Consider the following 22991-nt stretch of genomic DNA (forward strand, 5'->3'; position numbering starts at 1 on the left):
TGGGTCATGCCCGGCGCCCGAGGGCGCGGAGCCGGGTGGTGCCGGTGGCGAGCAGGGCCTGCACCTCGACGAGGCGCAGGGGGCGGGCCAGCAGGGCGAAGACGCCGAGGACGGTGAGGCCGCCGGCCAGTCCGGCGGCGACGGCGCCGGCCGGACCGGTCAGGTCGGCGACGACGAGGCCGTATCCGGCGGCGGGCAGGGCGGCGACGAGGAGCCGCGCGAGCGCGGAACCCGCGCCGTCGCCCTCCCGGGAGGTGCCCGCGTCGGCGGTCCCCCGCAGCCGGCGCCCGAGGACGTACGCGGTGAGGGCCCAGCCCGCCCACAGGGCGAGCGAGTAGGCCGCGGCCATGCCCGCGACGGCCCAGTGGGCCGGAAGGTAGTGGTGCGCGGCCAGGGAGAGCCCGGCGTTGAGGCCGGCGATCACCAGGTTGAGGAAGAAGGGGGTACGGGTGTCGCGCAGGGCGTAGAACGCGCGGGTGCACACGTACTGGCCGGAGAGGGCGACGAGGCCGGGCGCGAAGGCCATCAGGATCCAGGACATCGCGCGGACGTCGTCGCCGTCGGTCGCCCCGTACCCGAAGACCACCGTCATCAGCGGGACGGCGAGGGCGAGGAGCGCGCAGGCCGCCGGGACGACGGCCGCCGCGCTGGTCCGCTGCGCGTACGCGACGTCCCGGCGGACGCCCGCGAGGTCGCCGTCGGCGGCTGCGGCGCTCATCCGGGGCAGCAGCGCGGTGACGAGGGAGACGGTGACGATGCCGTGCGGGACGGCCCACAGCAGATAGGCGTTGTTGTACCCGGCGAGGCCCGAACCGCCGGTGGTCTCGCTGCCCGAGGAGGTGGCGAGCCAGGTGGTCACCCAGTACGCGCCCTGGTTGGTGAGGACGAGCAGCACCAGCCAGCCGGCCGAGCGCAGCGGTGCGGCCAGGCCGCTGCCGCGGAAGTCGAAGCGGGGCCGCCAGCGGAAGCGGGCGGCGCGCAGCGAGGGCAGGAGCGCGAGGGCCTGGAGGGCGATGCCGGCGGTGGTGCCCCAGCCGAGCAGCGCGGTCTCGCCGGGGGTGAGTTCCCCTCCGTCGCCGACGACGAGGAAGAGGCCGAAGACGGCGACGACGACCACGTTGTTGAGGACGGGCGTCCACATCATGGCGCCGAACCGGCCACGGGCGTTGAGGACCTGGCCGAGCAGGGTGAAGAGCCCGAGGAAGAGGATCTGCGGCAGGCACGCGCGCGCGAAGGCGACGGTCATCTCCCGCTGCTCGCCCACGTAGTCGGTGTACGTGTCGACGATCAGCGGCGCGGCGAACACGGCGGCGGCCGTGAGCGCGGTGAGGGCGAGCGCGCAGAGGGTGAGCAGCCGGTCGGTGTAGGCCACGCCGCCGTCCTCGTGCTCCTTCGCGGCCTTGACCAGCTCGGGGACGAAGACGGCGTTGAGGGCGCCCCCGAGGAGCAGCATGTAGACGATGGTGGGGACGGAGTTGCCCACCGCGTAGCCGTCGGCGACCACGCCCGCGCCGAGCGCGGCGGCGACGACCGCGGCCCGGACGAAGCCGGTGGCGCGGGAGACGAGCGAGCCCGCCGCCATGAGCGCCCCGCTGCGGAGCGCGGAGGGCGCGGCCGCCTTCCGCGGTGCCGCGGGTTCGGTGAGCGTCGCCGTCATCGGCGGGCCAGATATGCCTGGAAGGCGCGGAACAGCGCCCCGTTGGTCGTGCCCTGCATCGGAATCTCCCACTCCCCCAGCGTCTCGACGACCTGTCCGCCCGTGCCGAGCTTCCAGCGCAGGAGCCCGTGGGCACGGTCGTCCGGATCGAGGGTGGAGGGTACCCCGCGGAGGTCGTAGACGGCGGCGCCGAGGGCATGGGCGTCGCGCATCATGCGCCACTGGAGGGCGTTGGAGGGGCGGACCTCGCGGCGGTGGTCGGCGGAGGCGCCGGTCTGGTACCAGACGCGGGCCCCGACGGTGACCATGGTGTGGGCCGCGAGGATCTCGCCCTCGTGGCGGGCGAGGTAGAGCCGCATCCGGCCGGGCTGTTCGGCGTTGAGGACGGCGTACTGGCGCTCGTAGTAGGCGAGGGAGCGGCCGAGCCGGAAGCCGTCGCGCTCCTCGGTGATGCGGAGCAGCCGGTAGAACTCGGGCAGGTCGGCGGCGGAGCCGATGGTGATCTCGACGCCGGACTTGCCGGCCTTGCGGACGTTGCGCCGCCACTCCTGGTTCAGGCCGGACCAGAGGTCGTCGGTGGAGCGGCCGGCGAGCGGGACCTGGAAGACGTGGCGGGGCTGGGCGTCGGCGCCGTCCTCGGAGTCGCCGCCGCACTTGCGCCAGCCGCGGGCGCGGAGGCGTTCGGCGACGACGGTGCCGAGCGGGTCGACCTCGTCGGCGAGGACGTCGGCGAGGCGGCGGCCGGGGCCGGTGGCGGCCTTGGCGGTGGCGGCGGTCCAGCGGCGGTACGCGGGCCCTGGGCCCATGCGCACGGCGAAGGCGCCGGAGGCGCGGAGGTGGCGGAGGAGCGGGTCGAGCCAGCCGTCCAGGTCGGGGTCGGACCAGTCGGCGACGGGCCCCTCGGGGAGGTAGGCGAAGTACTTGCGGGTGCCGGGGAACGCGCGGAGCAGGACCATGGCGACGCCGGTGAGCTCGCCGGACTCCGGCCCCCAGCCGATGAGCTGGTGGGTCCAGCCGTCCTTGACCTGTGCCCAGGAGGGCAGTTGGAGGAAGCTGGGTCCGTCCGCGCCGGTGGCGCGGGAGGCGAGGAACGCGCGGTACGTCTCGGGTGTCACGGGTCCGAGCCTGACCGGGCCCGCGGGGGCACGGCGGTCGGTGGGTGCGGCCGTCACGAGCAGCGCTGACACAACGGGAGCCTCCTGGTTCCGCCCCTCGGTGGTGGGGCGCACAGCAGGCTCACAGCCGAATTCGACGGAAGCGCACGGTCATTGTGACCGGACGATGACCGTTCCGCCGCAGCCCTTGTCATACGGGCCTCCGGCGGCCCACAGGACGGCCGGTCGGCCTACAGTCCGGAACATCCCACCTTCTTCCCTCACCGCGGAGGTCTTCCGTGCTGCCGATACGCACGCCCCGTTCCGTTCTCGTGGCCGTCGCGCTGGGCGTCTCGCTCACCGCCTGCTCCGCCCAGGCGGCGAGCGGCCCCGGCGCCGGCCCCGCGAAGGCGGGTGAACCCGGCGCGGCGGCCGCACCGGCGAAGGTGACGGTCGTGGACCCGGCGGCCGGCCGGCCGGTCTCGGTGACGGCCTCGGGCGGCACGCTCGCGGTCGTGAAGGTCGCGGACGCGGAGGGCGGGGTCCTCTCCGGTCGTACGGGCGCGGGGGGCACGAGCTGGACGTCGGACCGCAAGGCGGTGCCGGGCACCTCGTACACGGTGGAGGTGACCTCCCGTACCGCCGACGGCAAGGAGTCGACCACCCGGTCGTCCTTCGAGACGCCGGAGCCGAAGGCGGTCAACAAGCTGACCCTGGCGCCCGGCAAGAACACGACGGTGGGCATCGGGCACCCCCTGTCGATCGTCTTCGACCTGCCGGTCACGAAGAAGGCGGACGTGGAGCGGCAGCTGAAGGTCACCACCTCGAACGCCACCGAGGGGTCCTGGGGCTGGGTGAAGGACTGGTCGGGCCGCGACCGGGCGGACTGGCGGCCCAAGGAGTACTGGAAGCCCGGCACGAAGGTCACCCTGCAGGCGGACCTCGACGGCACCGACTCGGGCGGCGGCTGGTTCGTCCGGGACTACCGCACCGGCTTCACCGTCGGCGCCGCACAGGTCGTCAAGGTCGACCTGGACCGGCAGAAGCTGACGCTGGAGCGGGACGGGCGCGCGGTGCGCACGATCCCGGTCTCCGGCGGCACGCCGGGCGGCGACAAGCGGTCCTGGCGGGGCACGGCCGTCCTGATGGCGAAGGAGGGCACCATCAACATGAACTCGGAGACGGTGGGCCTCGGCGACGCCTACGACAAGATGGTCGACCACTCGATGCGGCTGACCTGGTCGGGCATGTACGCGCACGCGGCCCCGTGGAACGCGGCGTACTTCGGCAAGGCCAACCGGAGCTCCGGCTGCATCGGCATGAGCGACGCGAACGCCGCGTCGTTCTACGCCTCGGTGAACGTGGGCGACCCCTTCGAGATCACCGGCCGCGACACCAAGGGCACGGTCGCGGAGGGCAACGGCTACGGGGCGTGGAACCTGAGCTGGGCGCAGTGGAAGGCGAAGAGCGCGCTCGGCTGAAGGTCCGGCCGGGTCAGCCGAGGCTCCTGCGCGGGTCCCGCATCTCCCAGACCAGGACCTCCGCATCGGTCGTGGCGACGAGCGTGCCCCCTTCGGCACCGGTGAGCCGGGCCGCGTCACCGGGTCCGAGCGCCTCGCCGTCCGCCGCGTCACCGGGTCCGAGCGCCTCGCCGTCCGCCGTGTCGGCGAGGCGGACCGTGCCGCGTACGACGTGGACGTACGCGAAGTCGGCGGCCGGTACGGCGGCGTGCTCGCCGGCCGCCGGACGCAGGACGTGCAGGCGCGCGTCGGCCGTCGGCAGCTCGTACGACCAGGAGCCCTCGCCGCCGCGCACCAGCTCGTACGCGGGCTCCCCGCCCGGCACCAGCGGCGCGAGCCACATCTGCACGAAGACCAGGGGCACGTCGGCGTCGTTGCGCTCGACGTGCCGGACGCCGCCGGCGGAGCCGAGCCGCTGGAGGTCGCCGGGGCGGACGACGGTGGTGTGACCGGCGGTGTCGTGGTGGGTGAGCTCGCCCTCGACGACCCAGGTGACGATCTCGGTGTGGCTGTGCGGGTGCTCGTCGAAGCCCGCGCCGGGAGCGAGCCGCTCCTCGTTGCAGGCGAGGACCGCGCCGAAGCGGAGGTTGTCGGGGTCGTAGTACGGCCCGAAGGAGAGGGCGTGCCGGGTCTCGATCCCGGCCGCCGGCTCGCCCCCGGGGTACCGCTCGTCTGCCCGCTGGATGCGCATCACGGGCTCACGGTATCCGGCGCGGGCCCCGGTCCCCGTGGGCGAATCCGCCCCGCCCCCGCACGTCGGCGCCCTGATAAGGCAGTCTTGTCCCCGTGCCAGAACCCACGAACGCCGCTCATCCGCACTCCGCGACCCTGAAGCGCCTCGAACAGTCCTCCGGGAGGCTCGCCGCCGGCGCGATCGCCCGCATGGACGAGACGCTGCCGTGGTACCGGGCGATGCCGCCCGAGAACCGTTCCTGGATCGGCCTGGTCGCCCAGGCCGGTATCGCCGCGTTCACCGAGTGGTTCCGGCACCCCGAGACGCCGCAGGCGATCTCGACGGACGTCTTCGGCACGGCGCCCCGTGAGCTGACCCGGGCGATCACCCTGCGCCAGACCGTGGAGATGGTCCGCACCACGATCGAGGTCATGGAGTCGGCGATCGACGAGGTCGCCGCCCCCGGCGACGAGTCCGTGCTCCGCGAGGCGCTGCTCGTCTACGCCCGGGAGATCGCCTTCGCCACGGCCCAGGTGTACGCGCAGGCCGCCGAGGCCCGGGGCGCCTGGGACGCGCGCCTGGAGTCGCTCGTGGTGAACGCGGTGCTCTCCGGCGAGGCCGACGAGGGCGCCGTCTCGCGGGCCGCCGCCCTCGGCTGGAACTCGCCGGACCATGTCTGCGTGATCCTCGGCACGGCCCCCGACGGGGACAGCGAGCTGACCGTGGAGGCGATCCGGCGGGCCGCCCGGCACGCCAAGCTCCAGGTCCTCACCGGTGTCCTCGGCGACCGGCTCGTCGTCATCGCCGGCGGCAACGACAACCCCCTCGCCGTGGCGAAGTCGCTGATCGGCCCGTACGCGTCCGGTCCGGTCGTGGCTGGTCCCGTCGTCCCCGACCTGCTGGCCGCGACCCGCTCCGCGCAGGCCGCGGCGGCCGGCCTCAAGGCCTGCTCCGCCTGGCAGGACGCGCCCCGGCCCGTTCTCGCGGACGATCTCCTCCCGGAGCGCGCCATCGCCTCCGACCCTTCGGCGCGCGAGCAGCTGGTGGAGGAGATCTACAGACCGCTGGAGGAGGCGGGCTCGGCGCTCCTCGAAACGCTGAGCGTGTACCTGGAGCAGGCGAGCAGCCTGGAAGGCGCGGCGCGGATGCTGTTCGTGCACCCGAACACCGTGCGCTACCGGCTTCGACGTGTGACCGACGTCACCGGCTGGTCACCCTCCGATGTCCGCTCCGCGTTCACGCTGCGGATCGCGCTCATTCTCGGGCGCTTGGCCGACGGGGATGCCCAGTCCTAGACTTTTGTCGAAGACCAACAATTCCCCCGACGGTTCTTCGTCCTTGTCCTCACGGGCGCCGGGAGCCGTCCGCAAGAGAGAGTGTGAGGGTGCTCGTACTCGTCGCTCCCGGCCAAGGCGCTCAGACGCCCGGCTTCCTGACTCCCTGGCTCGAACTTCCCGGTGCCGCCGACCGCATCGCGGCCTGGTCCGAGGCCATCGGTCTCGACCTCGTCCACTACGGCACGAAGGCCGACGCGGACGAGATCCGTGACACCGCCGTGGCGCAGCCGCTGCTCGTCGCCGCCGGCCTGCTCTCGGCCTCGGCCCTCGGTGACGTCGCGCCCGGCGTCGTCGCCGGCCACAGCGTCGGCGAATTCACCGCCGCCGCGTTCGCGGGGGTCCTCGACGACACCGCCGCGCTGAAGCTCGTACGGGCCCGTGGTCTCGCGATGGCCGAGGCCGCCGCGGTCACCGCGACCGGCATGTCGGCGCTGCTCGGCGGCGACCCCGAGGTGACCGTCCCGCACCTGGAGAAGCTCGGGCTGACCGCGGCCAACGTGAACGGCGCGGGCCAGATCGTGGCCGCCGGCACGCTGGAGCAGCTGGCCGCCCTCGACGCGGACAAGCCGGAGGGCGTCCGCCGGGTCGTCGCGCTCAAGGTCGCCGGCGCGTTCCACACGCACCACATGGCGCCCGCGGTCGCGAAGCTGGAGGAGGCGGCCGCCGAGTTGTCCCCGGTGGACCCGGCCGTGACGTACGTGTCCAACAAGGACGGGCGGACCGTCGCCACCGGCGCCGAGGTCCTCTCGCGCCTGGTCGGCCAGGTCGCGAACCCGGTCCGCTGGGACCTGTGCATGGAGACCTTCCAGGAGCTCGGCGCGACCGCCCTGATCGAGGTGTGCCCCGGCGGCACCCTCACCGGCATCGCGAAGCGCGCCCTGCCGGGTGTGGCCACGGTCGCCCTCAAGACCCCCGACGACCTCGACGCGGCCCGTACGCTCATCGCCCAGCACGCGGCCGTCTGAGAAGGAGTGTCGAGAAGATGTCGAAGATCAAGCCCAGCAAGGGCGCCCCGTTCGCGCGGATCCTGGGTGTCGGCGGCTACCGCCCGACCCGGGTCGTGCCGAACGAGGTGATCCTCGAGACGATCGACTCGTCCGACGAGTGGATCCGCTCGCGCTCCGGTATCGCCACCCGCCACTGGGCCTCCCCGGAGGAGACCGTCACCGCCATGTCGGTGGAGGCCTCCGGCAAGGCCATCGCCGACGCCGGGATCACCCCGGAGCAGATCGGTGCCGTGGTCGTCTCCACGGTCTCGCACTTCAAGCAGACCCCGGCCGTGGCCACCGAGATCGCCGACAAGATCGGCGCCGGGAAGCCGGCCGCGTTCGACATCTCCGCCGGCTGCGCGGGCTTCGGCTACGGCCTGACGCTCGCCAAGGGCATGGTCGTCGAGGGTTCCGCCGAGTACGTCCTCGTCATCGGCGTCGAGCGGCTCAGCGACCTGACGGATCTGGAGGACCGCGCGACGGCCTTCCTGTTCGGCGACGGCGCCGGTGCCGTGGTCGTCGGCCCCTCGGACGTGCCGCACATCGGCCCGACCGTCTGGGGTTCCGAGGGCGACAAGTCCGAGACGATCAAGCAGACCGTGCCGTGGAACGAGTTCCTCCCCCAAGCTCTCGACTCCGCTCGAGCGGGGGGGACCCCCAGCGGCGACGTCTCGAAGCTGCCGCTCAACGAGGCCGGCGAGGTCAAGTTCCCCGCCATCACGCAGGAGGGTCAGGCGGTCTTCCGCTGGGCCGTCTTCGAGATGGCGAAGGTCGCCCAGCAGGCGATGGACGCCGCCGGCATCACGGCGGACGACCTGGACGTCTTCATCCCGCACCAGGCGAACATGCGGATCATCGACTCGATGGTGAAGACCCTGAAGCTGCCGGAGCACGTCACGGTCGCCCGTGACGTGGAGACCACCGGCAACACCTCGGCCGCCTCGATCCCGCTCGCGATGGAGCGGCTCCTGGCGACCGGGAAGGCGAAGAGCGGCGACACCGCGCTCGTCATCGGCTTCGGGGCGGGTCTCGTCTACGCCGCGACGGTCGTTACCCTCCCCTAGGCACCCGGATCTTCCGGAAGCCCCCCTTTTACCGAAGTAACCGCAAGAAGGAGCGCCACTATGGCTCACACCCAGGAGCAGATCGTCGAGGGTCTCGCCGAGATCGTCAACGAGATCGCCGGCATCCCGGTCGAAGACGTCCAGCTGGACAAGTCCTTCACCGACGACCTGGACGTCGACTCCCTGTCCATGGTCGAGGTCGTCGTCGCCGCCGAAGAGCGCTTCGACGTCAAGATCCCGGACGAGGACGTCAAGAACCTCAAGACGGTCGGCGACGCCGCCGGCTACATCCTGAAGCACCAGGCCTGATTCGGCCCCTGCTGACTCGGTCCGCCACCCGGCGGTGGCGCCGTATTCCGACCATCACACACATGGAGAACGAATTCCTGTGAGCTCGACCAATCGCACCGTGGTCGTCACCGGTATCGGCGCAACCACACCGCTGGGTGGCGACTCCGCAACGACCTGGGAAGGTCTGCTTGCGGGACGCTCCGGCGTCAAGCCCCTGGAGGGCGAGCGCTTCGCGGAGCTGCCCGTCCAGATCGCCGCGGCCGCCGCCGTCGACCCCGGCGACGTCCTGCCCCGCCCGCTCGCCCGCAAGCTGGACCGCTCGGCGCAGTTCGCCGTGATCGCGGCCCGCGAGGCCTGGGCCGACGCGGGCTACACCGCCCCCGCCGGCGAGGACGAGAAGATCGTGCCCGAGCGGCTCGGCTCCGTCATCGCCTCCGGCATCGGCGGTGTCACCACGCTGCTCGACCAGTACGACGTGCTGAAGGAGAAGGGCGTCCGCCGCGTCTCCCCGCACACCGTGCCCATGCTCATGCCGAACAGCCCCTCCGCCAACGTCGGTCTGGAGGTGAACGCTCGCGCGGGCGTCCACACCCCGGTCTCCGCGTGCGCGTCGGGTGCCGAGGCGATCGGCTACGCCGTCGAGATGATCCGCACCGGCCGTGCCGACGTGGTCATCGCCGGCGGTACCGAGGCCGCGATCCACCCGCTGCCGATCGCCGCCTTCGCCAACATGATGGCGATGTCCAAGAACAACGAGGAGCCGACGAAGGCCTCGCGTCCGTACGACACCGGCCGGGACGGCTTCGTCCTCGGCGAGGGCGCGGGCGTCGTGATCCTGGAGTCCGAGGAGCACGCGAAGGCGCGCGGCGCGCGCATCTACTGCGAGGTCCTCGGCCAGGGCCTGTCGGCCGACAGCCACCACATCGCGCAGCCCGAGCCGACCGGCCGGGGCATCGCCGCCGCGATGCAGAACCTGCTCGACTCGACGGACCTCAAGCCGTCCGAGGTCGTCCACCTCAACGCGCACGCCACGTCGACGCCGCAGGGCGACGTCGCCGAGATCAAGGCGCTGCGGAAGGTCCTGGGCGACGACCTCGACCACGTCGCGATCTCCGCGACGAAGTCGATGACCGGTCACCTCTTGGGCGGCGCCGGCGGCATCGAGACCGTCGCGACGGTCCTGGCGCTCCACAACCGTCTGGCCCCGCCGACGATCAACGTCGACGAGCTGGACCCCGAGGTCGACGCGGACATCGTCCGCGGCGAGCCCCGCGAGCTCCCCCAGGGCACGATCGCCGCGATCAACAACAGCTTCGGCTTCGGCGGCCACAACGTGGTCCTGGCGTTCCGCACGGTCTGACCCCACGCGGGACATCGAGAAGGCCCACGCCCTGCCCGGGCGTGGGCCTTCGTCGTACACCGGCCGGGACGGATTCCGGCACAGCGCCCCTGAAGCCGCGTCCTGGCGGTCCTCGCCGCCGCCCGGCCCGCTTGCGCGGCCGTACGGCGCGCCGAGGCGAGGGCGCCGGCTCCCGGCGCCCTCTGCCCGCCCCGGCGCGCATCCGCGACGCCTCGGTGAAGTGCGTCAGACGACTTGGTGAAGCCAGCGGACCGGCGCGCCCTCGCCCGCGTACCGGAAGGGCTCCAGCTCGTCGTCCCAGGGCTTTCCGAGGAGTCTGGCGACCTCGGCCTCCAGCTGCGTCTCGCCCTGGAGGGAGCGCGCCAGCGCGGCCCGCAGGCGGTCCTCGGGGATGAGGATGTCGCCGTGCATTCCGGTGACGGCGTGGAAGATGCCCAGGTCGGGGGTGGCGCTGTAGCGCTCGCCCTCGGCGGTGGGGCAGGGCTCGGCGGTCACCTCGAAGCGGAGCATCTGCCAGCCGCGCAGCGCGGAGGCGAGCTTGGAGGCGGTGCCGGTCTGCCCCTTCCAGGAGAACTCGGCTCTCCAGGTGCCGGGGGACGCCGGCTGGCGGATCCAGTCGAGCTGGACCCTCGCACCGAGGACACCCGCGACCGCCCATTCGACGTGCGGGCACAGCGCGCGCGGTGCGGAGTGTACGTACAGGACTCCACGTGTCGTCACCGGGACCTCCAGTGTGGGACGAGGTTCGCCTTCCCAGCGGCCTCAGTTAACAGCATCCGGAGAAAAACATCGCAAACCATCAAAAAGGGGACAGCATGTGACGTGATGTAATTTACCGGAGCCCGTCGGCGATGGCGCCTCTGGTTCGACGGGGGAAAAGCTACCGTGCCGCGCCGTCGTCGGTGTGACGTACGGTCGGTCCGAGGGCCGGGGAACACCAACCTTTCACCCGCCAGGACGCCGAAGGAGGGCCGGGGGATGCGCGGCCGACGCAGGATCCGTACCGCCGCCGTCTCCGCGACGGCGGCGCTGCTGTGCGCGGCGGCGGCCTCCGGCTGCACGTCCGGGAGCCCGGGCGCGGCGGCTCCGGCCGACAGCCGCGCCCCGGCGGGGCCCGCGCGGAGCGTGCCGCCGAGTCCGACGCCGAGCCCGACGCCCGCCTCGTCGTGGGACGTCTCCCCCGGCTCCGTCGCCGCCGTCGGCGATTCCGTCACCCGCGCCTTCGACGCCTGCGCGGTCCTCGCGGACTGCCCCGAGGTGTCCTGGGCGACCGGGACGGACGCGTCCGTCAACAGCCTGGCGCTGCGGCTGTTGGGCCCGGGGAAGGTGGCCACGCGCAGCTGGAACCTGGCGCGGACGGGGGCGCGGATGGCGGAGCTGCCCGAGCCGATGGCGGGGGCGGCGGCCGAGAGGCCGGAGCTCGTGACGGTGATGATGGGCGCGAACGACGCCTGCCGACCGACGCCGGAACTCATGACCCCGGTCGCCGACTTCCGCTTCTCCTTCGAGACGGCGCTGGCCCGGCTGCGGGCGGGTGCGCCGAAGGCGCAGGTGTACGTGTCGAGCGTGCCGGACCTGAAGCACCTGTGGGCGACGGGGCGGCTCAGCCCGGCGGGGCTGAAGGTGTGGAAGCTGGGGATCTGCGGCTCGATGCTCGCGGACGCGGAGGACCTGGGTCCGGCCGCGGAGCGGCGCCGGACGACGGTCCGGGAGCGGGTCGTGGCGTACAACAAGGTCCTGGAGGAGGTCTGCGCCGAGGACGAGCGCTGCCGGTACGACGGCGGGGCCGTCTTCGGCTTCCGGTTCGACGGCGGGCAGTTGAGCCCGTGGGACTGGTTCCATCCGAGCCGGGACGGGCAGGCGCGGCTCGCGGAGCTCGCGTACCGGCGGATCACGGAGGAGTGAGGAGCCCCGGGACGGTTGTCAGGTTCCGTCCCGGGGCCCGGTTCGCGGGATCCGCCGCGGGGATCCGCCGTGAGGATCCGGCGTGGGGATCGGCCGTGGGGATCCGGCGTGGGGATCCGGCAGGGAGATCCGGAGGTCAGAGCTCCAGGGTGGCGGTCAGGCGGGCGTCCGTGAGGGAGTGGGCCGCCACGACCTCGTACGCGCCGGGGACGAAGACCCAGTCGTTCTTCTCCTCGTCCCAGATCTCGAAGGCGCGGCGGGGCAGCGCGATCCCGGTCTCGACGGTCTCGCCGGGCGCGGCCCCGACGTTCGCGAAGGCGGCCAGCCAGCGCGCCGGGCGCTCCGCGGTCGTGCTCCGCACGCCGGTCGGCTCCGTGGAGACGGGTGCCAGGTAGATCTGGACGACCTCGCGGCCGGGGCGGTCGCCGGTGTTGGTGAGCCGGACGGTGACCGTCTCGGGGGTGGCGGTGAGGGAGTCGTACGTCCAGGCCGTGTAGCCGAGGCCGTGGCCGAAGGCGTACGCGGGGACGGCGCCGGCCCGGTCCCAGGCGCGGTAGCCGATGAAGACGCCCTCGGTGTAGTCGAGTACGCCCTCGGTGGGGGTGACCTCGGTGACGGGGACGTCGGCGAGGGCGGCGGGCCAGGTGGTGGGGAGGCGGCCGCCGGGCTCCTCGGCGCCGGTGAGGACGTCGGCGAGGGCGTCGCCACCCTCCTGGCCGGGGAACCAGCTGAGCAGGACGGCGGCCACGTCCTCGCGCCACGGCATCTCGACCGGGGAGCCGGCGTTGACGACGACGACGGTGTTCGGGTTGGCGGCGGCGACGGCCCGTACGAGGTCGTCCTGGCGGCCGGGGAGGGCGAGGTCCTTGCGGTCGAAGCCCTCGGACTCGACGCGCTCGGTGGTGGCGACGACCACGACGGCGGTGTCGGCGGCGCGGGCGGCCTCGACGGCTTCGGTGATCAGTTCGTCGGGGTCGCGGCGGGGACCGAGGTGGACGAAGGAGAACATGACGGCCGGCAGCGGCGCCGCGAACTCCTTGTCCAGGGTGTGGAGCAGGGAGACCTCGACGGGCTCGCCGGCGGTGAGGGCGACCTTGGCGCGCTCGACCGGGGAGCCGAAGAAGGCCTCGAAGGGGTCGGTCTCGGGGCCCATGGCCTGGACGCCCTCGAAGACGGGGACGCCGCCGACGGTGAGGGCGAAGGCGCCGAGGCCGCGGGTGCCGAAGGCGTGCTCGCCGGACTCGCGCGGGGTGAAGGTGCCGAGGACCTCGATGGAGGCGAGGGCCTCGTGGGTGACGCCGGCGGGCAGGTCGTCGCCGATCCACTGGACCTGGCCGTTGGGCAGGGAGCCCTCGCCGAGGATCCGTCCCTCGGCGTCGCGGCAGCGGGCGCGGAGGGTGAACCCCGGCGAGTTGGCGCCGGCGGGGGTGAGTTCGTCGCTGGGGTCGGCGCCGACGGTGAAGGTGAGCGCGCCCTCGGGGAGGGCGGCGGTCAGGCCGGCGAGCGGGGAGACGACGTGGTCGGGGAAGACCTGGGCGGAGCCGCCGCCGAGGACGCGGGCGTCGCGGGCGGCGGCGCCGGAGAGGGCGACCGTGCCGCTCCTGAGGGGCAGGGCCCGGTTCTCGTTGCGGACGAGGACGAAGGAGCGGCGGGCGATCTCGCGGGCGAGGGCGTCGCCGTCGACGGCGGCGGGGTGCTCGGTGACGACCGCCGGGGCGCCTTCGAGGGCGCCGACGCGGGCGGCGAGCCGCAGGACGTTGCGTACGGCCGCGTCGACGGCGGACTCCTCGACCTCGCCGGCGCGGACGGCGGCGGCGAGGGCCTCGCCGTAGACGGTGTGCGGGCCGGGCATGGCGACGTCCAGGCCGCCCTCGATGTCGCCGGTGGTGGAACGGGCGGCCATCCAGTCGGAGACGTTGCAGCCGTCGAAGCCCCATTCGCCGCGCAGGACCTCCTCGACGAGGTGACGGTGCTCGGTCATCGTGACGCCGTTGACCTGGTTGTAGGCGGTCATGATGCCCCAGGGGTGGGCGTTCTTGACGATGGCCTCGAAGGGGGCGAGGTAGACCTCGCGGAGCGGGCGCGGGGCGACCTTGTTGTCGACGGTGAAGCGGTCGGTCTCGGCGTCGTTGGCGACGAAGTGCTTGACGGTGGTGCCGACGCCGCCGTCCTGGACGCCCTGGACGTAGCCGGTGCCGATCGCGCCGGTGAGGTGGGGGTCCTCGCTGTACGCCTCGAAGTGGCGGCCGCCGAGGGGTGAGCGGTGCAGGTTGACGGTGGGCGCGAGGAGGACGTGGACGCCCTTGCGGCGGGCCTCCTGCGCGAGGAGCCGGCCGGCGCGGCGGGCGAGTGCGGGGTCCCAGGCGGCGGCGAGCGCGGTCGGGGACGGCAGGGCGACGGACGGGTCGTCGGCGGTCCAGCGGACGCCGCGGACACCGATGGGTCCGTCGGACATGACCAGGGACTTCAGGCCGATCTCCGGCAGGGCGGGCAGGGACCACATGTCCTGGCCGCCGAGCAGCCGCGTCTTGGTGTCCAGGTCGAGCTTGCCGAGCGCCGTCTCGACGGCCGCGTTCCGCGCGGTCTCCGCGCTGTTCTCCGCCATGGCCGTACCTCCTCGTTGACGTACCGATGACCCCGATGCGCCCATCGTGCACCCACCTACCTGTAGATCGGTAGGTTACGTGATGCTTCCGTTATCTCAAGGCCGCGGCGAAGGGGTACCGTCCTGGGACGACCCTGCGAGAGGAGGCCGCGGCGATGGTGCGGGCCAGGAGCGAGGAGCGGCGGGCGGAGATCCTGCGGGCCGCCCTCGAAGTGATCGCCGAGCGCGGCTACCGGGGCGCGACCCTCGGTTCCGTCGCCGAGCGCGTCGGGCTGACGCAGCAGGGGCTGCTGCACTACTTCCCGACGAAGGAGGCGCTGCTCATCGCGGTCCTGGAGGAGCGCGACCGCTGGGACACGAGCGGCGGCCGGGACCGCGAGAACTGGCGGCTGGACCTGATGGAGTCCCTCGTCGAGTACAACGCGATGCGGCCCGGGATCGTGCAGACCTTCTCCGCCCTCCTCGGCGAGAGCGTCACGGACGGGCACCCGGCGCGGGAGTTCTTCACCGAGCGGTACGGGCAGGTGCGGGCGAGCATGGCGGACGTGCTGCGCCTGGAGTTCGGCGACCGGCTGCCGGGCGGGCTCACCCCCGAGCAGGCCGCGCCGATCCTGACGGCCGTGCTGGACGGGCTCCAGTACCAGTGGCTCCTCGACCCGGCGGCCGTGGACATGCCGGCCGCCTTCCGTGACTTCCTGCGCCTGCTGCGGGGCGGCGGCGACGGCTGAGGGGAGTCAGCGGGCCACGGCCGCCAGGTCCTCGCCGAGCAGGGCCGGGTCCGCGGTCAGCGCGGTGTGGACCGCCTCCAGGACGGGCAGCTTCGCCAGCGCCGTCGCGAGGGCGACGTCCTTCGCGGCGAGGGCGACCGGGAAGTACGACCCGGTGGCGGTGGCGCGCCCGACGGCTCCCGCGAGGGGGCCCGCGCCGAGGGTGCGGAGGGCGAGCTCGCGGGGCAGCCCCAGGGCACCGGCGAGCGCGAGGGTCTCGGCGACGAGGGCGACGCCGCCGATGGCCGCGTTGATGAGCACGAGCTTGAGGGCGGCGCCGGTGCCGGGGCCGCCGCACGGGGTGGTGGCGCCGAGCAGGTCGAGGACGGCGGCGACGGGCGCGGTGTCGCCGCCCGCGAGGATCAGGAGCTCGCCGGTGGCGGCCCGGTCGACGCTGCCCATGACGGGCGCGTCGATCAGGGTGACCCCGCCGGGGAGCCGGGCGGCCAGGGCGGCGACCGTGTCCGGACCGACCGTCGAGGTGTCGATCCAGTGGGTGCCGGGGCGCAGCGCCGGGATCAGCCGGTCCGCGACGGCGAGCGCGGCGGCCGGGTCCGCGAGCATCGTGACGACGACGTCGGCGTCCCGGACGGCCTCGGCGGGGTCGGCGGCCCGGACGGCTCCGTCGGCGACGAGGGGGTCGGCCTTGGCGGGCGTGCGGTTCCAGACGGTCAGGGGGTGTCCGGCGTCGAGGAGGCGGCGGGCCATCGGCAGGCCCATGGATCCGAGGCCGAGGAAGGCGATCTTCTGCGGGGCGGTGTTGTCCATGCCCCCGACGCTAGGACCGCCTTCTTCATGCGACAAGCGAATGTCTAGCATGGCTGCCATGCCTGTCTCGCATGGCCTGTACGAGGCGTTCCTCGCCGTCGCCCACGCCGGCTCCCTCACCGCCGCCGCCCACGCCCTCGGCTACACGCAGTCCGCGGTCTCCCGCCAGGTCCAGTCGCTGGAGGACGAGATGGGGGCCGAGCTGTTCGAGCGGCTGCCGCGCGGGGTGCGGCTGACGGAGGCGGGCCGGGTGCTGCTTCCGCACGCCGAGGCGGTACGGGACCGACTGGCCGCCGCCCGGGCGGAACTGGCCTCGCTGCGCACGCTCGACGGCGGGCTGCTGCGGCTCGGGGCCTTCTCCAGCGCCACCGCCTCCCTCGTGCCGCGCGCGCAGGCCGCGTTCCGCGAGCGGCATCCGGGGGTGGTGGTCACGCGGGTCGAGGGGCCGTCGGTCAAGCACCTCGGGCTCGTCGCGGCCGGGGAGGAGGACCTCGCCGTGGTCGGCCCGACGCCCACCGCTCCCCCGCCGCCGGGTGTGACGCTGCACCACCTGCTCGACGAGCCGATGCTGGTGGCCCTGGCGCAGGGGCACCGGCACGCGGGGCGGCGGGCGGTGCGGCTCGCCGAACTCGCCGACGAGGAGTGGATCACGGGCCACGAGCGCCTGGAGGACACGCTCTTCCGTCCGGCCGTCGCCGCCGGGTTCCGGCCGCGCGTCGGGCTGCTCGTGCACGACTGGATCGCCAAGCTGGGGGCGGTCGCGGCGGACCTCGGGGTCACGCTCGTGCCCGCGCTCGCGGCGGCCTCGGTGCGCCCGGACGTCGCGCTCGTGACGATCCACCCGGGCGACGTGCCGTACCGCCGGATCTGCGCGGCCGCGCCGAGCGCGCCGACGGTGGCGGCGACCGCCTTCCTCGGCGTGCTGCGCGAGACGGCCGAGGAGCTAATACCCCCTGACCGCCCTTGACCCTTACAGAAGGGCGCGGGATGATGGCCGCCGTGATCATCGCAGCCACCCAGTTCGCCCCGGTCGCCGGGGACATCGACGCCAACGTCCGTACGATCGCCGGGCTCGTCCGGTCCGCCGGGGCCGAGGGGGCCCGCGTGGTCGTCTTCGCCGAGCTCTGCCTCAGCGGGTACGAGCCCTCGCTGATCCGGGACACCCCCGCGCTCGTCCTCGCCGAGGACGACCCGCGCCTCGAACCGGTGCGGGAGGCCTGCCGGGAGGTCTCGGCGGCGGCCGTGGTCAACGGGCCGGTGCGGACGGCCGACGGGCGGACCGGGGTCACCACGCTGGTGATCGGTCCCGACGGCGGGCTCCTCGCCCGCTACGACAAGCAGCACCTGTACGGGATCGAGCAGGAGGTCTTCGCCCCGGGCAAGGCCGACGGACGGTTCTCGCTCGACGGGGTCCGGTTCGCGACGGCCACCTGCTACGACAACCGCTTCCCCGGGCTCGCCGAGCGGGCCGCGGCCGAGGGCTGCGCGGTGTATCTGGCGAGTTCGGTGCTCTCCGCCGACAACGACTCGTTCGAGACGGTGTACCCGGTACGGGCGCGGGACTTCGGCCTGTACGTGGTCCTCGGCAACGTCCTCGGGGCCAACGAGGACGGGGTGGGCACCGGTCTGGCCGGGGCCTGGGGCCCGGACGGCCGACGGATCGCGGACGCGGGCCCGGACGAGCAGGGGTTCGTGCTCGCCGAGGTCGGCTGACCGGCGGGACCGGCTCATGGAGAGGAGCCGGGCGGCCGTGGGACATTCGGCCGCCCGGCCCGGAGGGGCACCGTCACGGGACCCCCGGCCCGTGACGGTGCCCCGCCCCCCTTACGGGGTGCTCAGGCCCAGCGTGTACGCACCGGAGCCGCTGTACGCGTGGACCACGTACCGGTAGTAGCCCGCGGTGCCGTAGTAGCTGGTGTTCTCGTCGGCACTCGCCGTGCCGCCGACCGCCACGTCCGCCCAGGCCGACCCGTTCCACTTCTGCAGGTAGAGGTCGAAGTCGGTGCCGGCCGGGCCGCGCAGGCAGCCCACGTGGGTGCCCGGGGTCGCCGAGTAGTAGTACGAGCCGTCGGGCTGGACCCCGGTCTGACCGGACGTCAGGCTGCCCTGGTAGCTGTACTCGGAGTTCCCGCAGCCGGTGGGCGGGGTCGTGGTGCCGACCGACAGCTGGTAGGTGACGGTGTGGGTGGCGGAGCCCGTACCGGTGACGGTGATCGGGTAGGCGCCGTTGGCCGTGCCGGCCGCGACCTGCACGGTCATCGTGGAGGAGGAGCCGGAGGTCACCGAGGAGGGGCTGAAGGAGACCGTGACGCCGCTCGGGGCGCCGCTCGCGGAGAGCTGGACGGTCTGCGCGCTGCCGCCGGTGGTGCTGGTGCTGACCGTCGAGGTGACGGAGGCACCCGGCTGGACCGAGCCCGTGGCGGGGTTCAGGGCGAGCGAGAAGTCCGGGTTGGTGGTGCCGCCGCAGTCGGTCTCACCGGACTGGGCCGGGACGCCGATCGCGTTCCACGCCGCCTTCACCGCGTTGCACTCGGTGCTGCCGTAGGTGTTCTTGGCGCTGGTCAGCGTGGCCTTGCGGGCGGCCAGGTGGTTCCAGGAGGAGGTCTTCATGAGCAGGGCGCCCATGAAGATCTTGCCGGCCTTCTGGATGCCGATGCCGGTCACCGAGGAGGGACCGCCGGAACATATGGGGCTGTTGGGCTTGCCGTTGCCCGGGTTGGAGCCCTCGGCGAGGAGGTAGAACCAGTGGTTCTGCGGGCCGGCCGCCGCGTGCACCTCGGTGCCCGAGGTCAACTGGGTGTAGCAGTTGGGGTCGTTGTTGATGAGCGAGGGGTTGTACATGTTGCGGATCGGCTGGTTGTTGCCGGTGAAGTTCAGTTCCTCGCCGACGGTGTAGTCGGGGGTGTCGTTCGGGTTGTTGGCGAAGTGCTCGGTGAGCGCGCCGAAGATGTCGCCGGTCGACTCGTTCATGCCGCCGTTCTCGTTGGACGAGCCGGCGCTGCCCGGGGTCCGGTCGAAGATCTCGTGGCCGTACTCGTGCGCCACGACGTCGATGCCGGTGAGCTGGTTGGTGCCGTTCTGGTTGCGGCCGTACGTGGTCTTCGTACCGTCGTAGTACGCGTTGACCTGGCTCAGTCCGGCGCGGGCCGGGACCATGCCGCCCTGGCCGTTGATGCCGTTGTAGCCGAGCCACTGCTTGAGCATGTCGGACTCGCGCTGGGCCGCGTACATGATGTCGACGCAGGCGGTGACGAGGTCGTTGGCGCCGTTGTTGCCCCACGGCGAGGAGCCGGTGTAGGCGCTGCCGTTCTGGCCGCCGCACTTGAAGCCGCCGCGGCTGGTGTCGGTCATGGAGCTCGCGGCGGTGTCGATGGTGACGTTGCCGTTGTGGTAGCCGCGGCCGTCGGCGTGCAGGACCTTGTCGACGGCCTGGGCGACGGAGCCGGTGCGCGCGTCGACATAGGTGTCGAGGGCGCTCGGGGCGTTCTGCGCGGTCTGGCCGACGACCCGGGTGTGCCAGGTCAGGACGGCCTTGCCGCCCTTGAGGAGCACGGTCAGCTCGGGGGTGCTCGCGCTCTCCACGGAGGCGAGCTGCTTCCGCGCGGTGGCGAGGGCCGCGTCGGCGGTCACCGTGGCCTTGGTGGAGACCTTGATGGACGGGGACTTGGCTCCGGTCACCTCGCGGACCTTGCCGGCGCTGTCGGAGACGACGACCGCGTCACCGCCGACGACCGGGAGGCCGCGGTAGGTGCGCTCGTACGAGGCGTAGTACAGGCCGTTCGACCAGGGAGTGACGGAGGTGCGGACGAGTTCCTCGTCGGCTCCGTGCCGCAGCTCGTCGAGACCGCTGTCCGCGGCCCGGTCGGCGGCGGCGAGCGCGAGGGACTTCCCGTGCCCGGGCGGTACGGGCTGGGACTGCGGGGCCGCGACGTCCGGCGCGGCGGTGGCCGGTCCGGCGAGGGCGGTCGCGAGGCTCGCCGACAGCGCCAGGGCGGCGACGGTCGCCGTGACTCTGGAGGCCGTGAGTCTGGTGGGGTGCAACGTCTGCTCCGATCGGGGTGGGGATCAGCGTGGGGGAGACGGATCGTCGCGCCGAGTATGGGCGTGGACATGGCCAGTTCGGGACATCTCATCCGGCATAAGACGCGGGTTATGGTGCGGCCGTCCCGTGCTGCGTACGCTGCTGAAATGCAGCTGGAGTTGAGGCATCTTGAGGCCGTCTGCCGGATAGCGGAAGCGGGCAGTCTGGGACGTGCGGCCGGCCGGCTCGGGGTCTCGCAGCCGGCCCTCTCGGCACAGCTGAAGCGGATCGAGCGGGTCGCGGGCGGGGAGCTGTTCCTACGCGGACGGCACGGCGTGGAGCCCACTCCGCTGGGCGAGTTCGTGCTGTCGAAGGCGCGGCTCGTGCTCGGCGAGATGGACGCGCTGGCCGCCGGGGCGCGGGCCGTCTCCCCGCACACGCCGCTGCGCCTCGGCTGCATCCTGCTCGTCCTCGTCGACAGGCTGCTCGGGGAGTTGGAGCGGGTCATCGCGGGGCAGGAGATCGCGGTGACGGTGGAGCACTCGGCGACGACGCTGACCCGGCAGCTCGGCGCGGGCCGGTACGACGCCGTGCTGTACGGGGAGGTCAACGACCACGAGGTGCCGCTGCCGGAGGGCACGACGGCCCGCACCCTGGTGGCCAGGGAGCCGTTCTGCGTGCGACTCTCGGCCGGGCACCCGCTGGCCGGGAAGGAGCGGATCGCGCTGGCCGAGCTGGCCGACGAGGACTGGATGACGCTGGTGGAGGACGACGACGGCGGCCCCGAGGCGCTGGTCGCGGCCTGTGCGAAGGCCGGGTTCACGCCCTCGCTGCGGCACCGGGTGGCCGACCGGAAGATGCACTACGACCTGATCGCGGCCGGCCGGGCCATCTCGATGAGCCAGCCCACGGCGCCGGCCGCGGCGGGCACGGTGCTGCGGCCGCTGGAGGGCGACCCGGTCCTGGGGCGGATCCGGCTGGCCTGGAACCGGGCCGCGGTCCCGGCCCCGCACGCGGAGCTGCTGTACCGCGCGGCGGGCCGGGCCTATCTGGCGAACGTGGACAACAACGCCTTCTACCGGGACTGGTGGGACGCGCGACCGGAACTGCACCCGGTCCTGGACGCCTGAGGCGCGCGGACCGGGTGCAGTCGCGGTGGGTCCTGGGGCGCAACACGCCCTAGTCGTACGAGAGGTCCCCGGCCGCGTAGCGGCAGGCGGTGCCGTCCGGGCCCGTGCCGATCTCCTTGGGCTCCTTGCCGGTGTCGTTGCCGGTGAAGCGGGTGCACGGCTTGATCTTCTTCTTGGTGTCGCCGTGGATCCGGACGTTGCGCAGGCTCGCGGTGTCGCGGTAGTTGGCGTTGACGCCGACGATCGACTTGCCGGGTGCGGTGATGTCGACGTCGTTGATCAGGATCGTGCGCGGGTACTGCTTCTTGCAGTTGCCGCAGGAGCGGACCAGCTTGCCGAAGTCGGCGACCTGGAACCTGTTCACGACCAGCTTGCCGGCGCCGTTGAACTGGAAGACCTTGTCGGAGGCGCCCTTCGCGCCGCCGCCGTGCACCGCGTACACGGCGGTCTTCGAGGTGCCCTTGAAGGTGGCGGCGTCCTCGCCGACGTTCTCCCACCACACGTTCTGGAGGGTGCAGCTGCCGAGGCAGTGAACGCCGTCGGCGGCGGGGGTGCCGATGACCACGTTCTTGAGGGTCGCGCCGTCCTGGAGGACGAAGAGGGGCTGCTGGCTCTCGCTCTGCCCGTCGGAGCCGAGCTCCCCGGTTCCGGCGAAGCGCTTGAGCTTGCCGTCGTAGGTGCCCGCGACCTCGATGGTCGTGGCGACCGGCGTGCTGCCCTTGGCCTGGGGCCAGGCGGGCAGCGTCGCCGCGCCCGCGGGGGCGAGGAGGCTGGTGGTGACGATCGCCGCGCCGGTGATGCCGAGGGCGCTCAGGCCGCCGACGAGTGCGCGGCGGCGGCCGGTCTTCCGCTTGTGTGACGTCATGTGCTCTTTCCTCAGTGGGGGAGGTGGTGCACCCCCTTGTCGCCACCGAAGGACGGAAGGTTGCCGCGCACGTGACCGTTTTCCGGGGAGTCGTCGTCCCGGTCGTCGCCGGACGTCTCGCCGCGCAGGTCGCGGGCCATCAGGGTGGCTCCGGCGACGGCGCCGGGCATGAGGAAGACGGCGACGAACGGCACCAGGAAGGCGAGGGTCAGCGGGACGCCGAAGCCGAGGGCGGCCAGGCGGCGGCCGCGCAGCAGGGTGAGGCGTTCCTTGAGTTCGACGCCCCGGCGCTGGAGCGCGACGGCGGTGAGCTCCTCGGCGAGGAAGAAGCCGGAGACGCAGAAGCCGAGGACGGGGACGACGGTCTGACCGATCACCGGGATGAAGCCGCAGGCGAAGAGCAGGATGCCGTAGAACACGACCCGGAGCAGGACCCGCAGGCTGTCGCGGGCCGAGATCCACAGCTCGCGCCAGAGCGGGAGCCCGGACTCGGGCACGTCGCCGCCCTGGCTGCGGTCGACCTCCTCCGAGAGGGACTCGTAGAAGGGCTGGCCGACGAGGAGGGTGACGGCGGTGAAGGTGATGACCGCGAGGAAGAGTCCGAAGGCGAGGACGAGGCCCGTGAGCGTGCCCCGGAGGAGCCCGAGCCAGGGCGAGCTCCAGTCGTCGGCGAACGGCGTCGCCCAGGCCGCGAGGTCGTCGGCTCCGTAGCCGAGGCCGACGAGCGCCCCCAGGTAGAGGACGAAGGTCACGAGACCGGGCAGCAGTCCGAATCCGAACCACCGTCCGTGCCGGCCGACCCACTTCTGGCCCTGGACCAGATACTTGAAACCCACCCCGAGATCACGCATGGACTCAGCCTACTGGGGCCGGTCGGACGGGCCGGACCGGCCGGAGGCGGCCTGACGTGGCCTGACGGGCCGCGCGGCGGTCCCGTGGTGCCGC

The 22991-nt window shown here is 73.1% G+C and carries 20 protein-coding genes; 11 read left to right on the forward strand and 9 right to left on the reverse strand.

Annotation, left to right across the window (positions count from 1 at the left end; genetic code table 11):
* Nucleotides 1–4: 4 nt before the first annotated feature.
* The gene (gene murJ / locus ACF08F_RS06120) at nt 5–1657 is read right to left on the reverse strand and encodes a murein biosynthesis integral membrane protein MurJ (RefSeq protein WP_392297279.1); all 1653 of its coding nucleotides are present in this window, start codon (nt 1655–1657) and stop codon (nt 5–7) included.
* Nucleotides 1654–2844, reverse strand: a complete 1191-nt coding sequence (locus ACF08F_RS06125) for a lipid II:glycine glycyltransferase FemX (RefSeq protein WP_392297280.1) — start codon at nt 2842–2844, stop codon at nt 1654–1656. The genes murJ and ACF08F_RS06125 overlap by 4 nt, the downstream gene beginning before the upstream one ends.
* Nucleotides 2845–3050: 206 nt before the next feature.
* Between ACF08F_RS06125 and ACF08F_RS06130 the strand changes: the two genes are divergently transcribed.
* On the forward strand, nt 3051–4232 hold the full coding sequence (locus ACF08F_RS06130; protein WP_392297281.1) for an Ig-like domain-containing protein: 1182 nt from the start codon (nt 3051–3053) through the stop codon (nt 4230–4232).
* Between the two features lie 13 nt (nt 4233–4245).
* Here ACF08F_RS06130 and ACF08F_RS06135 read toward each other — a convergent pair whose 3' ends face one another.
* Nucleotides 4246–4962 carry a pirin family protein gene (locus ACF08F_RS06135; protein ID WP_392297333.1) on the reverse strand — a complete coding sequence of 239 codons (717 nt, stop codon included), beginning with the start codon at nt 4960–4962 and terminating at the stop codon, nt 4246–4248.
* Between the two features lie 95 nt (nt 4963–5057).
* Here ACF08F_RS06135 and fasR point away from each other — a divergent pair, with 95 nt between their 5' ends.
* From fasR to fabF, 5 genes are all read left to right on the forward strand, one after another.
* Nucleotides 5058–6239, forward strand: coding sequence for a fatty acid biosynthesis transcriptional regulator FasR (fasR, locus tag ACF08F_RS06140; protein ID WP_055643746.1), 1182 nt, complete (start codon nt 5058–5060; stop codon nt 6237–6239).
* 89 nt (nt 6240–6328) lie between these two features.
* Nucleotides 6329–7246 carry an ACP S-malonyltransferase gene (locus ACF08F_RS06145; protein ID WP_392297282.1) on the forward strand — a complete coding sequence of 306 codons (918 nt, stop codon included), beginning with the start codon at nt 6329–6331 and terminating at the stop codon, nt 7244–7246.
* Nucleotides 7247–7263: 17 nt separating this feature from the next.
* Nucleotides 7264–8334, forward strand: coding sequence for a ketoacyl-ACP synthase III (locus ACF08F_RS06150; protein ID WP_392297283.1), 1071 nt, complete (start codon nt 7264–7266; stop codon nt 8332–8334).
* A 60-nt stretch (nt 8335–8394) separates the two neighbouring features.
* A complete protein-coding gene (locus ACF08F_RS06155; protein WP_150270618.1) occupies nt 8395–8643 on the forward strand; it encodes an acyl carrier protein in 249 nt (82 codons plus the stop codon).
* A 79-nt stretch (nt 8644–8722) separates the two neighbouring features.
* Complete coding sequence (gene fabF / locus ACF08F_RS06160) at nt 8723–9985, forward strand: beta-ketoacyl-ACP synthase II (protein ID WP_358468873.1); 1263 nt, start codon at nt 8723–8725, stop codon at nt 9983–9985.
* Between the two features lie 225 nt (nt 9986–10210).
* Here the strand turns inward: fabF and ACF08F_RS06165 are convergent, their stop codons facing one another.
* Nucleotides 10211–10705, reverse strand: a complete 495-nt coding sequence (locus ACF08F_RS06165; RefSeq protein ID WP_055643740.1) for a DUF3145 domain-containing protein — start codon at nt 10703–10705, stop codon at nt 10211–10213.
* A gap of 258 nt (nt 10706–10963) precedes the next feature.
* Here ACF08F_RS06165 and ACF08F_RS06170 point away from each other — a divergent pair, with 258 nt between their 5' ends.
* Nucleotides 10964–11890, forward strand: a complete 927-nt coding sequence (locus tag ACF08F_RS06170; RefSeq protein ID WP_392297284.1) for an SGNH/GDSL hydrolase family protein — start codon at nt 10964–10966, stop codon at nt 11888–11890.
* Between the two features lie 136 nt (nt 11891–12026).
* Here the strand turns inward: ACF08F_RS06170 and ACF08F_RS06175 are convergent, their stop codons facing one another.
* Complete coding sequence (locus ACF08F_RS06175; RefSeq protein ID WP_392297285.1) at nt 12027–14495, reverse strand: beta-glucosidase; 2469 nt, start codon at nt 14493–14495, stop codon at nt 12027–12029.
* A gap of 155 nt (nt 14496–14650) precedes the next feature.
* Between ACF08F_RS06175 and ACF08F_RS06180 the strand changes: the two genes are divergently transcribed.
* The gene (locus ACF08F_RS06180) at nt 14651–15223 is read left to right on the forward strand and encodes a TetR/AcrR family transcriptional regulator (protein ID WP_392297286.1); all 573 of its coding nucleotides are present in this window, start codon (nt 14651–14653) and stop codon (nt 15221–15223) included.
* Between the two features lie 6 nt (nt 15224–15229).
* Here the strand turns inward: ACF08F_RS06180 and ACF08F_RS06185 are convergent, their stop codons facing one another.
* The gene (locus ACF08F_RS06185; protein WP_392297287.1) at nt 15230–16030 is read right to left on the reverse strand and encodes an NAD(P)-dependent oxidoreductase; all 801 of its coding nucleotides are present in this window, start codon (nt 16028–16030) and stop codon (nt 15230–15232) included.
* Between the two features lie 58 nt (nt 16031–16088).
* Between ACF08F_RS06185 and ACF08F_RS06190 the strand changes: the two genes are divergently transcribed.
* Nucleotides 16089–16997, forward strand: a complete 909-nt coding sequence (locus tag ACF08F_RS06190) for a LysR family transcriptional regulator (protein ID WP_392297288.1) — start codon at nt 16089–16091, stop codon at nt 16995–16997.
* A gap of 23 nt (nt 16998–17020) precedes the next feature.
* Nucleotides 17021–17743: a carbon-nitrogen hydrolase family protein gene (locus ACF08F_RS06195; protein WP_392297289.1), complete on the forward strand. Its 723-nt coding sequence runs from the start codon at nt 17021–17023 to the stop codon at nt 17741–17743.
* Nucleotides 17744–17854: 111 nt separating this feature from the next.
* Here ACF08F_RS06195 and ACF08F_RS06200 read toward each other — a convergent pair whose 3' ends face one another.
* Nucleotides 17855–20071, reverse strand: coding sequence for a M4 family metallopeptidase (locus ACF08F_RS06200; RefSeq protein WP_392297290.1), 2217 nt, complete (start codon nt 20069–20071; stop codon nt 17855–17857).
* A 147-nt stretch (nt 20072–20218) separates the two neighbouring features.
* Between ACF08F_RS06200 and ACF08F_RS06205 the strand changes: the two genes are divergently transcribed.
* Complete coding sequence (locus ACF08F_RS06205) at nt 20219–21181, forward strand: LysR family transcriptional regulator (protein WP_392297291.1); 963 nt, start codon at nt 20219–20221, stop codon at nt 21179–21181.
* A 49-nt stretch (nt 21182–21230) separates the two neighbouring features.
* On the opposite strand, the gene ACF08F_RS06210 is transcribed toward ACF08F_RS06205, so the two are convergent.
* Nucleotides 21231–22046, reverse strand: coding sequence for a pectate lyase (locus tag ACF08F_RS06210; protein WP_392297292.1), 816 nt, complete (start codon nt 22044–22046; stop codon nt 21231–21233).
* Between the two features lie 11 nt (nt 22047–22057).
* Nucleotides 22058–22897, reverse strand: coding sequence for an EI24 domain-containing protein (locus ACF08F_RS06215; RefSeq protein ID WP_392297293.1), 840 nt, complete (start codon nt 22895–22897; stop codon nt 22058–22060).
* Nucleotides 22898–22991: the final 94 nt, after the last annotated feature.

Source organism: Streptomyces sp. NPDC015130 (assembly GCF_043080005.1).
Classification (GTDB): domain Bacteria; phylum Actinomycetota; class Actinomycetes; order Streptomycetales; family Streptomycetaceae; genus Streptomyces.

Excerpts from the sequence above, each read along its gene's own strand:
- murJ (WP_392297279.1), bottom strand. The coding sequence starts at position 1,657 with ATGACGGCGACGCTCACCGAACCCGCGGCACCGCGGAAGGCGGCCGCG.
- ACF08F_RS06135 (WP_392297333.1), bottom strand. The coding sequence starts at position 4,962 with ATGCGCATCCAGCGGGCAGACGAGCGGTACCCCGGGGGCGAGCCGGCG.
- ACF08F_RS06150 (WP_392297283.1), top strand. The coding sequence starts at position 7,264 with ATGTCGAAGATCAAGCCCAGCAAGGGCGCCCCGTTCGCGCGGATCCTG.
- ACF08F_RS06155 (WP_150270618.1), top strand. The coding sequence starts at position 8,395 with ATGGCTCACACCCAGGAGCAGATCGTCGAGGGTCTCGCCGAGATCGTC.
- ACF08F_RS06170 (WP_392297284.1), top strand. The coding sequence starts at position 10,964 with ATGCGCGGCCGACGCAGGATCCGTACCGCCGCCGTCTCCGCGACGGCG.
- ACF08F_RS06175 (WP_392297285.1), bottom strand. The coding sequence starts at position 14,495 with ATGGCGGAGAACAGCGCGGAGACCGCGCGGAACGCGGCCGTCGAGACG.
- ACF08F_RS06180 (WP_392297286.1), top strand. The coding sequence starts at position 14,651 with ATGGTGCGGGCCAGGAGCGAGGAGCGGCGGGCGGAGATCCTGCGGGCC.
- ACF08F_RS06185 (WP_392297287.1), bottom strand. The coding sequence starts at position 16,030 with ATGGACAACACCGCCCCGCAGAAGATCGCCTTCCTCGGCCTCGGATCC.
- ACF08F_RS06190 (WP_392297288.1), top strand. The coding sequence starts at position 16,089 with ATGCCTGTCTCGCATGGCCTGTACGAGGCGTTCCTCGCCGTCGCCCAC.
- ACF08F_RS06195 (WP_392297289.1), top strand. The coding sequence starts at position 17,021 with ATGGCCGCCGTGATCATCGCAGCCACCCAGTTCGCCCCGGTCGCCGGG.
- ACF08F_RS06205 (WP_392297291.1), top strand. The coding sequence starts at position 20,219 with ATGCAGCTGGAGTTGAGGCATCTTGAGGCCGTCTGCCGGATAGCGGAA.
- ACF08F_RS06210 (WP_392297292.1), bottom strand. The coding sequence starts at position 22,046 with ATGACGTCACACAAGCGGAAGACCGGCCGCCGCCGCGCACTCGTCGGC.
- ACF08F_RS06215 (WP_392297293.1), bottom strand. The coding sequence starts at position 22,897 with ATGCGTGATCTCGGGGTGGGTTTCAAGTATCTGGTCCAGGGCCAGAAG.